The 10,145-nt window shown below is 77.5% G+C and carries 5 protein-coding genes and 1 pseudogene; 3 read left to right on the top strand and 3 right to left on the bottom strand.

Translation table 11 applies throughout. From position 1 onward, the window contains the following. Positions 1–1,847: condensation domain-containing protein (locus tag QC029_RS07110; protein ID WP_279554594.1), on the top strand; the 1,847-nt coding region annotated here is incomplete at its 5' end. A gap of 127 nt (positions 1,848–1,974) precedes the next feature. Here the strand turns inward: QC029_RS07110 and QC029_RS07105 are convergent. Together QC029_RS07105 and QC029_RS07100 are read right to left on the bottom strand one after the other, a co-directional pair. Next, complete coding sequence (locus QC029_RS07105) at positions 1,975–3,417, bottom strand: tol-pal system YbgF family protein (RefSeq protein WP_279554593.1); 1,443 nt, start codon at positions 3,415–3,417, stop codon at positions 1,975–1,977. A 6-nt stretch (positions 3,418–3,423) separates the two neighbouring features. Further along, entirely contained in the window at positions 3,424–3,852 is a 429-nt protein-coding gene (locus QC029_RS07100; RefSeq protein WP_279554592.1) for a hypothetical protein, read from the bottom strand. Between the two features lie 527 nt (positions 3,853–4,379). Between QC029_RS07100 and QC029_RS07095 the strand changes: the two genes are divergently transcribed. Both QC029_RS07095 and QC029_RS07090 read left to right on the top strand, forming a co-directional pair. Further along, complete coding sequence (locus QC029_RS07095) at positions 4,380–8,306, top strand: WD40 repeat domain-containing protein (RefSeq protein WP_279554591.1); 3,927 nt, start codon at positions 4,380–4,382, stop codon at positions 8,304–8,306. 244 nt (positions 8,307–8,550) lie between these two features. After that, positions 8,551–9,435, top strand: coding sequence for a hypothetical protein (locus QC029_RS07090; RefSeq protein WP_279554590.1), 885 nt, complete (start codon positions 8,551–8,553; stop codon positions 9,433–9,435). A gap of 136 nt (positions 9,436–9,571) precedes the next feature. Here the strand turns inward: QC029_RS07090 and QC029_RS07085 are convergent. Next, positions 9,572–10,082 (bottom strand): annotated as a pseudogene (locus QC029_RS07085) (AAA family ATPase); the annotation flags it as partial. Positions 10,083–10,145 lie beyond the last annotated feature (63 nt).

The raw sequence follows: 10,145 nt of genomic DNA, 5'->3' as shown, positions 1-10,145 counted from the left end.
GCGCGGCGGTCGGCGGCGTCCCGGAGGCACCCGCCGCCCCCGCCCCCGCCCTCACCCCCGCCGCCGGCGCACCGGCGCCGCCCTCCGGCCCCTTCCCCCTCACCGAGATGCAGCTCGCCTACCTGGTGGGCCGGGCCGACACCTGGCTGGGGAACGCCGTCGGACCCCACTACTACACCGAGGCCGACCTGGACGACCTCGACGTCGACCGTCTCCGCACGGCGCTGCACACCGTCGTCCGGCGGCATCCGATGCTGCGGGCCGTCGTCACCGACGACACCCGGCAGACCGTCCTGCCCCGGCCGGCGCTGCCCGAGATCGACGTGCGCGACCTGCGCGGCCTCGCCCCCGACGCGGCGCGGGAGGAGCTGTCGCGCCTGCGCCACGAGAGGTCCCACCGGGTCATGGACCCGGCCCGGAGCCCGATGCTCCATCTCGCGGCCACCCGTACCGGGGAGCGCGGCTGGAGGCTGCACTTCGGCCTCGACCTGCTCTTCTGCGACGCGCGGAGCGCGGTCGTGCTGGTGGACGAGCTGTTGACCGCCTACCGGGACCCCGGCGCGCTGCCCCCGCCGCCGTCCGTCACCTTCGCCGAGTGGGCGCACGAGTGCTCCGCCGCGGCCGACGACCGGCGCCGGGCCGAGGCCACGCGGTACTGGCGCCGCAGGGCCGCCGAGCTCCCCGACGGCCCCGCCCTCCCCATCGCCCCTCCCGGGCCGGGCGGGGTCCGCTTCACCCGCCGCCGGGCCGTCCTGGACGCCGAGCGGTGGAGCGCCCTGCGGGACCTCGCCCGGCTCCACCGGGTGACGCCGACGGCCGTGCTGCTCACCGCTTTCGCCGACGTCCTGCGCGCCGGCACGGGCAGCGACCGCTTCACCCTGGTCCTGACCACCTTCGACCGGCCCGAGCACCACGGGGGTGTCATAGGCGACTACACCTCCACCGTCCTGCTCGGTGTCGAGGATCCGGCGCCGGACGTCGCCGGCCGCGTCCGCCGGACGCAGGACCGGCTGTGGTCGGACCTGGAGCACGCCTCCGGGGCCGCCGGTGTCCACGGCAACGAGGTGCTCAGGGAGATGACGGCGCGCAGGGGACGCCAGGTGCTGCTGCCGGCGGTCTTCTCCAGCGGCCTGGGCAGCACGTCCGGGGTGCGCGGTTCCGCCGACGCCTCCGAACTGCTGGACGGGTTCGGCCGTACCGTCTACGCCATCAGCCAGACCCCGCACGTCGTCCTGGACTGCCAGGTCTTCGAGCAGGACGGCGAACTGCGCGTCAACTGGGACGCGGTGGAGGCGGCCTTCCCGCCCGGATACCTGGACCCGCTCTTCGCGGCCTACACCGACCTGCTGCGCCTCCTGACCGAGGGCCGGCCCGTGTGGAGCAGCGCCGATCCCGCCGCGCTGGCCGGCCGGAACCTGCGCCCGGCCGGGCCGGTTCCCGGCCGGGCGCCCCTCGCGGTCCGCGCGGCCGACGACGATCGGCGGGATCCCGCCGTGGAACTGCGCGTGGCCGCCGCTCTGGCCGACCTCGTCGGCGCCGACCCCGCGCAGCTCGACCGCGACCGCTCGTTCTTCGAGCTGGGGGCGACGTCCCTGACCCTGGTGCGCGCCCATCGCGTCCTGCGCGGGGAACTGGACGGGACCCTCTCCGTGCTCGACCTCTTCGCGCACCCCTCGATCCGCGCCCTGGCGGCCAGGATCAGCCGGGGGCAGGGGGCCGTCACCCGGCGGTCGGAGTCGCGGGACCGGCGGACCGGCGGCCGTGCGGCTCCCCCCGCCGACCCCCTGGTCGTCCGGGCCCGGCAGCGGGGAAGCCGGCGCCGGGACCGCCGCGGGATCGCGCGCTGAGCGGGAACCGCGGCGGTCGCGGGGCGGCACCGCGCGCCCGCGCTCCGGGGGAGACGCGGCCACGAGGCGGTGCCCGCCGTACCCGCCCCCGGGGCCGGGGGCCGGTGACCGGGGGCCCGGCCCCCGGTCACCGTCGGACGACCGGCCGGAAGGCGTCCCGTACGCCGGACGTGGTGGTGGAGACGAACCGGTCGCTCCCCGGCCCGTAGTCGTACGCGCCGTAGTACTCGTAGCGCAGGACCCTCGGGCAGCTTCCGCCGCCGATCTGCACCTCGCGCGGGTCGACGCGCTTTCCGGTGCGCAGCTCGTAGACCTTCAGCGGAATCCTGACCTTGTGGAAGGTCACTTCGTGGGGAAGGTGCGCGAACCTGTCGTTCTCGTAGTGGCAGGTCTCGACGGCGGCCCCGTTCTCCGCCCTGCCCGCGCAGACCACGAGCGCGGCCTCGGCCGGGTCGTCGGCGCGCCAGCCGTCCGGGAGCTTCCCGGTGTACTCGGTGTCGCCGAGGAACACCGCGCGGTTGAGCCCCTTGCGGTACGGCGGGGCGCCGCGGTACCCGGCGGGTGCGTCGCAGTAGCCGGACTTCGCGTCGAACGTCTTCCCGATCAGGCGGCGCACCGTGTCCAGTTCGATGGCGAGGGTGGCCTTCTCCACACCGCCGCGCGCCTCGTCCGCGCGCGGGTCATCCGGGTACGCGTCGAGGAGGCGCTGGTAGCGCGCCCGCGCCTGCCGCCAGTCGTCCTCGTCCATCAGGTCGTCGCCGCACTCCACCAGCGCGGCGGGTTCCGTGCGCGTCGCGGCGTCGGCGGACCGGTCCAGCACGGGGTGGCCGGGGTCGCGGTGGCGGAGCCAGTCGGCGGTGTCGGCGGTGCGGCAGGGGTCCCCGGTGGGCAGGCCGTCGAGGAAGGCGTCCAGGACCGTCCCGACGGTCTCCTCGTTGCCGGGCTCCCTCAGGACGCGGGCGAGGATGCCGAAGCCCCGCTCCAACTCCTCGGTGTCCCCGTTCCGTCCGGCGTCGGCCAGCGCGGACGCCGCCTGCTCCAGCCGGCGGCACGCCTCCACCACCGCGTCGCCGTGCCCGACCACCGGTGCGCCCGCCAGCCGGTGGCCGAACCACACCTCGCCCTGCGCGGCCACGGCCTCCTCGCAGTCGCCGTCCTCACGGGCCTCGTCCACGCGGTCCTCGATCCCGTACGCGCCGGCTCGCAGCAGCGCGGCGGTCAGCAGCACCGCGACCGTGACGGCGAGTGCCCCCGCGCGCTGCCCGCGCCGTACGGCGTGCTCCGCGCGTCCGCGTGCCAGGAGCCAGCCGTGGGCGGTGCCGGCCGCCCACCACAGGAGCAGCAGCGTCTCGCACCAGGTCGCGGCGGCCGAGGCGGTGAGGCCGAGGAGCACGACCGTGCCGAGCGCGGCGAGCGCGGCGAGCCGCGGGCGGCCCAGCAGCAGGTAACCGATGCCGAGCAGCGAGGCGTTGCCGAGCGCGGCCGCCACGGGGTCGCGCGGGACCGGGGCCCCGGACGGCTCCGGCGGTTCGGCGGGCGGCCGGCGGGGACCGTGCGTCGGGTGGTCCACGGGCGATCACCCCCGAGCCGAGGCGGACGACGGGCCGCGCACGGAGAACCAGCGGCGGGCGGTCTCGCCGAGCACCACCCACAGGGCCGCCACATCGACGCCGAGGACCACGAGCATCCCGAGGCCGGGCGAGCCGGCGGCCAGCGAGCCGATGAGGGCGAGGGCCGTCGAGAACGCCACCAGGACCAGCCACACGGCGAGCACCGCACGGATCCAGGGGCGGCGCTTCCGGGCCCGTACGACGCAGACGGACTGGAGCACCGCCGTCCCCCAGCCGAACAGTGCCACGAACCAGGCCACGCCCATCGGCATGAGCGGTTCCTGCCCGTGCTCCCGCCTGCCGTGGTTCTCCTGGAGGACCGCCCAGCCGCCGATGGCCGCGCCCAGCGCGTGCACGGCGACGACCACGAGGACGAAGACGAGGACCCCGGGCATGCGCGCGGTCTCGGGCGGACCGGCCGCACCGGGCGGAGACGGGGAGTTCCGCACCGCGGTCACCCCGCGCTTCCGCGGTCCGGCAGGCGCGCCGGGCCGGCGCTCACCGCGGTCGCCGAGGGCGCGGCCGCACCGGCCCCCGCGGCGGGGTGCCGGGCGCGAAGTCGTCCGTCCATGCCTCTCCTCCCGTCTGTCACGCGTGTGCGGGGACGAGGCGGCCCGAGCCCCCCGTTCGCCGGGCCCGGGCCGCTCCATGGCCCGTCCCGGCCATGTCCCCCGGCCATCCGACCGCCGTACACCGTTGTTCGGCAGGCCCTCCCCCGGCGCCGAACAACCCGGGCGCGCGAACCGAACGGAGACGAAGGGGCCGGGAGGAACCGTGAAGACCGGGTGAACGCCCGTGCCCCGTCCGCCGGTACGCCCGGAGTCCGGTTGCGGCCGCCCCTGCGGCTTCCTACCGTGGGCACCCGTACGGGCGCGCTGGGTGACGGCCCGGCGGAGACGCGAGCGGACGAGGGTGGGGGCACGTGGCGGGACGACCGGGGCCGGGGCGCACCGAGGGCGGGCTGGATCCGGGGGCCGGGCCGGTGCCGCGGTTCGCCGCCGGACTGCGCGCGCTGCGCGAGTCCGCGGGGAGGCCCACGTACCGGGCGATGGCCCAGCGGGCGCGGTACGGGGTGACCACCCTGTCGCAGGCGGCGGCCGGGAAGCAGCTGCCCACCCTCGCGGTGACGCTCGCCTACGTGGAGGCGTGCGGCGGCGACGTGGCCGAGTGGGAGCGGCGCTGGCGCGGGGTGTCGGCCGAACTGGCCGCCGAGGCCGCCGCCGACGAGACCCGCCGGCCGCCGTACCGCGGCCTGACCCGGTTCGAACCGGGTGACGCCGACCTGTTCTTCGGCCGCGACCAGCTCGTGGAACGGCTGGTCGGGCTGAACCGCGAGCACCGCTTCACCGCCGTCTTCGGCCCCTCCGGCAGCGGCAAGTCCTCACTGCTGCGCGCCGGTCTGATCCCCCGGCTGCGCGCCCCGCGCGGCGGGGAGGGCGGCAGGGAAGGCAGCGGGGAGGGCAACGGGGACCGCGCCGCCGCTCCCGCGGCCGTCCGGATCCTCACGCCCGGTGCGGACCCGCTGCGCACGCACGCCGACCGGCTCGCGCCCGTACCCGGCACCGACGCCGACACCTGGCTGATCGTCGACCAGTTCGAGGAGCTGTACACCCTCGGCGCCGACCCGGCCGAGCGGGACGCCTTCATCGACCGCCTCGTCGCCGCCGCCGACGCCGGCAGCCGGCTGCGCGTCGTCATCGCGGTGCGGGCCGACTTCCTCGGCCGCTGCGCCGAACACCCCGGCCTCACCGCCGCGTTGCAGGACGCCACCCTGCTCGCCGGGCCGATGAGCCGCGGGGAGCTGCGGGAGGCCATCGTCCGTCCGGCCGCCGCGGAGGGTCTGATCGTCGAACGCTCCCTGACCGACCGCCTGCTGGACGAGGTCGAGGGCGCCCCGGGCGGGCTGCCGATGATGTCCCACGCCCTGCTGGAGACCTGGCGCCACCGCAGCGGCCGGGTCCTGACCGAGACCGCGTACGAGGCGGCCGGCGGGCTGCACGGCGCCATCGTCCGTACGGCCGAGCAGGTCCACGGCGAACTCACCGCGCCGCAGGCCGAGCTGGCCCGCCGCATCCTGCTCCGCCTCGTCGCCCCCGGCGACGGCGCACCCGACACGCGCCGCCCCGCCGAGCACGCGGAGCTCGACTTCGGCGGTGCCGCCGACACCCGGGTGGTACTGGAACGCCTGGCCCGCGCCCGCCTCATCACCTCCGACGACGGCACCGTCGACCTCGCCCACGAGGCCCTCATCACCGCCTGGCCCCGCCTGCGCGCATGGACGGACGCCGAACGCGACCGGCTGCGCGTCCACCGCTCGCTCTCCGAGGCGGCCCGCACCTGGCAGGCACTCGGCCGGGAGAACGCCGCGCTGTACGCCGGCTCCCGTCTGGACGCCGCCCGCGACGCCTTCCCCCGGGGCGCCGCCCGGCCGCACGGCACCGCGCGGGAGGACCGCGAGGACCACCGCGGCGACGAACTGACGCCGCTGGAACGGGACTTCCTCACCGCGTCGCTCCGGCGCCGGCACCGCGCCGCGCGACTGCGCCGTACGGTCGTGGCCGCACTCGCCGCGCTCGTGCTGCTCGCCACCGGCACCGCCGTCGTCGCCCTCCAGGCGCGCTCCGCCGCACAGGCCGAACGGGACGGCGCCGTCTTCGGCCACCTCACCGCCGAGGCCGACAGGGTCCGCGAGACCCGCGCCGACCTGGCCGCCCGGCTCGACGTCGCCGCGTACCGCATGCGCTCCACCCCGGACCTGCGGACCCGGCTGGCCGCGGACGCGGGCCGGGTCCTGGCCACCCGGCTGCCCGGCCACGGCGCTCTGGGCAGCTCCGTGGCGTACGCACCCGACGGCCGCACCCTCGCCAGCGGCGGCCACGACGGCACGGTGCGGCTGTGGGACACCGCCGTGCGGCCGGGGTCGGCGGACAGGCCGGAGGACGTGGGGAGGCCGCTGGGCGAACCGCTGCGCTTCCGCACGGGACCGGTCGGCGCGGTCGCCTTCGCGCCGCCGGACGGCGGCCTGCTGGTGGCCGCCGGGGAAGGCGGCGCCGTCCAGCTGTGGGACGTACGCGACCGGGCGCGGCCCCGCGCCGTCGGCCGGCCGCTGGTGAGCCACGACGAGGAGAACGTCGTCTCCGTCGCGTTCGCCCCCGACGGCCGCACGCTGGCCACCGCCGGCGACGACGGGACCGTACGGCTGTGGGACCTGAGCGATCCGGTCCGCCCCGCGCCGCTCGGTGAGCCCGCCGAGGCCGACGGGTCCGAGGCGGGCAGCGTCCGCGCCGTCGCGTTCGCCCCGGACGGGGACACCCTGGCCACGGCGGGCTTCGACGGGACCGTGCGGATGTGGAGGTTCGGCGGCGAGGGGATCGCCCCCCTCGGCGGGCGGCTGCGCGAGCACACCGCCTCCGTCTGGACGCTGGCCTTCTCCCCGGACGGCCGGACGCTGGCCACGGCCGGCTTCGACGAGACCGTACGGCTGTGGGACGCCTCCGACCCGGGCCGCCTCCGGCCGCTGGGCGAGCCGCTCACCGAGCACACCGCGCCCGTCATGTCGGTGGCCTTCAGCCCCGACGGCCGCACCCTGGCGACCGCGGGCGAGGACAACTCCCCGATCCTGTGGAACGTGGCCAACCCCGCCTACCCGCAGCGGCTCGGGGAGCCGCTGACCGGCCACGGGGAGGCCGTGTGGGAGGTGGCCTTCAGCCCCGACGGCCGCACCCTCGCCGGCACCGGCGCCGGCCGCGGCGTCCACCTCTGGCACCGGCCGCCGACCGTCCTCACCGACTTCACCAACCCCCTGACCGCCGTCGCCTACAGCCCCGACGGCCGTCTGCTCGCCGCCGCCAGCACCGACGACGCGCTGATCCGCCTGTGGGACGTGGGCGAGCCGGGCCGCCCCCGCCGCGTACCGCGCCCCCTCACCGGCCACGAGGACGAGGTGCTGGCCGTCGCCTTCGCCCCGGACGGCCGTGTGGTCGCCGGCGGCTCGAAGGACGGCACGGTGCGGCTGTGGGACGTCTCCGTGCCGGAGCGTCCCGCTCCGCTCGGCGAACCGCTGGACGCGCACGCCGGGGGCGCCCCCGCCGTCGCGTTCGCCCCCGACGGCCGCACGCTGGCCACCGGCGGACGCGACGGCACGGTGCGGCTGTGGGACGTACGGCGGGCCGAGCGGGTACGGCCGCTCGGCGGGGCGCTGCGCGGCCACGGGGACGCCGTCACCTCGGTGGCCTTCGCCCCGGACGGGAAGACGCTGGCCAGCGGCGGCGAGGACGGCACGGCGCGGCTGTGGCGCGTACGGGACCCGGCGCGGGCGAGGCCGGCCGGCGGGGCCCTGACCGGGCACGACCGGCCGGTCAACGCGGTGGCCTTCGCCCCGGACGGGAAGACGCTGGCGACGGGCGGCGACGACCGTGCGGTGCGGCTGTGGGACGTACGGCGGGCCGAGCGGGTACGGCCGCTCGGCGGGGCGCTGCGCGGCCACGGGGACGCCGTCACCTCGGTGGCCTTCGCCCCGGACGGGAAGACCCTGGCGACGGGCAGCGGCGACAGCACGGTCCGCCTGTGGGACGTGGCCGACCCGGCGCGTGCCGAGCCCGCCGGCCGGGAACTGACCGGCCACCTCCGGACCGTCACCTCCGTCGCGTTCAGCCCGGACGGCGACGCCCTCGCCTCCGCCGGCTACGACCTGACGGCCCGGGTGTGGATCCTGGAGACGGACCGCGCGGCGGACTACGTCTGCGACCGCACCGGCGGCGTCCTCACCCGCGCCGCCTGGGAGGAGCACCTGCCGCGACTCGGCTACCGGGAGGCGTGCGGGGCGGGCGGGGCCGTGTCCGGCGGGTGATCCCGGCGCAGTGGCCGGCGCGGCCGCCGCCGGGGCGGCCGCACCCGGCCCGCCCGGCCACCGGGCGTTGTGCACGTTGTGCACGTCGTTCACGTTGTCCACGTTGTTCACGGCCGCGGACCGGGTGACCGAACAATGCGCGCCCCGCTGAACTGGGAGCACGGCGCCGGGCATCCGGCCCCGCAGGACGGTTCCGCAGCGCGGGGAGCCGCGGGAGAGAGGTCGTGGGATGTTCGGCAGGAGGGTGAGCGCCGCCGTGGCGGCCGCCGGGCTGGTGCTGGCCGCCGGCGCCTGCGGGGGCGGGGCGGACGGGAGGTCCGGCACGCCGGACAGGGGGTCCGCCGAACCGGCGCCGACACGGCCGCCGTCCGGGGAGCTGGTGGAGTGGGTCGGCGGCATGTGCGGGTCCACGGCCGCGCTCGAGGAACTCCGGGCGGACAGCGCGGCGGACCTGAAGGAGATACGGAACCCGGACGGGGCCGGTTCGCCCGCCGAGCACCTCGCCGCCGGCTACATCTCCCGGACGTCGTGGGCGGTGGAGGACGTGGAGCGTGATCTGGAGGATCTCGGCTCGTCGGGAGTGCCCGCGGCCGACCGGCTGCTCGACGCCTGGTTGAAGAAGGTGAAGGGCGTCGTGACCGAACTCGACGGGGTGTCCCCGTCCGCGGCCTTCGACGACGCCGAGGGCAGTGCCGCGGACGTCGACGCGCTCGTGCAGTCCCTCACCCCGCCGGAGCCGGACCTGCCGACACTGGCGAAGGAGGAGCCGCGGCTGGCGGCCGCGCGCCGGCACGCGGAGCAGTGCGCCCCGGGCTGGAAGCCCTCCGAGGGGACGGCCCCGCCCGCCCCCGACCCCTCCGGCCCGCTGCCGAGGGCGGCGGACGGCAAGCGGACCGGGGCCTGCGCGGACGGCGAGTGCGAGGTCCTGGTGACCTCGCCGGTGGACATCACGGCGAACGGGCTGACCGTGAACGTCTCCGCGGCGGACGAGTCCGTCACCTTCCGGACGCCGACCGGCGTGATGCGGCTGGGCGGCCAGGGCGGCGTGGCCAGGTTCGGCGACGTCCTCGCCGTGACCGTGGTCGCGCAGAACGAGGACGGCGCCGTGCTGAGGTTCACCACCCCCTGAACGCCTCCGGCACGCCTGGCGCCGGAGGTCGTCCGGGCGCGGCACCGTGGCCGGGGGAGACCGCCGCCCGCCGGGCCCACCGCCCGCCGCCGTCCCTCCCGGTCGGCGGCGGGCGCTCGTCCGGCCGGCGTCGGGAGCTCGTGAGGGCGACGAGCTGCCGGGTCGCCCGGGTCATCGCGACGTAGCGGTCGACCGCTCCCTCGCCGCCCTCGCCGTCCTCGCCGAACTCCTCCGGGTCGGCGAGGACGACCAGGCCGAACTCGAGCCCCTTCGACAGCTCCGGGGCCGGCGACCGGACGCGGGAGGTCGCCCGGAACGCGGGACCGCCGATGACGCAGGCGGTCCCGTCGGCGTGCTCGGCGAGCCAGGTGCCGAGCCGCGTCCGGCTCCGAAACGGATCCGTGGACGACGGGGACGCCGCTGCCGCGGATGGGGGCCGGGACGTCGGCGTCCGGGAGCACGGCCCGGATGACCGGCTCGGCTTCCGCCATGACCTCCTCCGGCGTCCGGTAGTTGACGCCCGGGGAGGCCACGCCGATCCGCCCGAGCCGTTCCCGCCACGACTCCGTGAACCCGGGCCTGGCCTGGGCGCGGTCCCCGACGATGTGCGCGAACGGGCCGGCGAACGGGTCCGGTTCGGCACCGGGGCGGCGCGGTGGTCGCGCGGGGCCGGCCGGACCGGCGGGCGCCGGGTGAGAAGACGATCACCT

Origin of the sequence: Streptomyces sp. DH37 (assembly GCF_029813835.1) — a bacterium.
Lineage (GTDB): Bacteria > Actinomycetota > Actinomycetes > Streptomycetales > Streptomycetaceae > Streptomyces.
Note: the sequence above shows the minus strand (reverse complement) of the source record. Positions and strands in the feature narration are given on the sequence as shown.

Excerpts from the sequence above, each read along its gene's own strand:
- QC029_RS07100 (WP_279554592.1), bottom strand. The coding sequence starts at position 3,852 with ATGCCCGGGGTCCTCGTCTTCGTCCTCGTGGTCGTCGCCGTGCACGCG.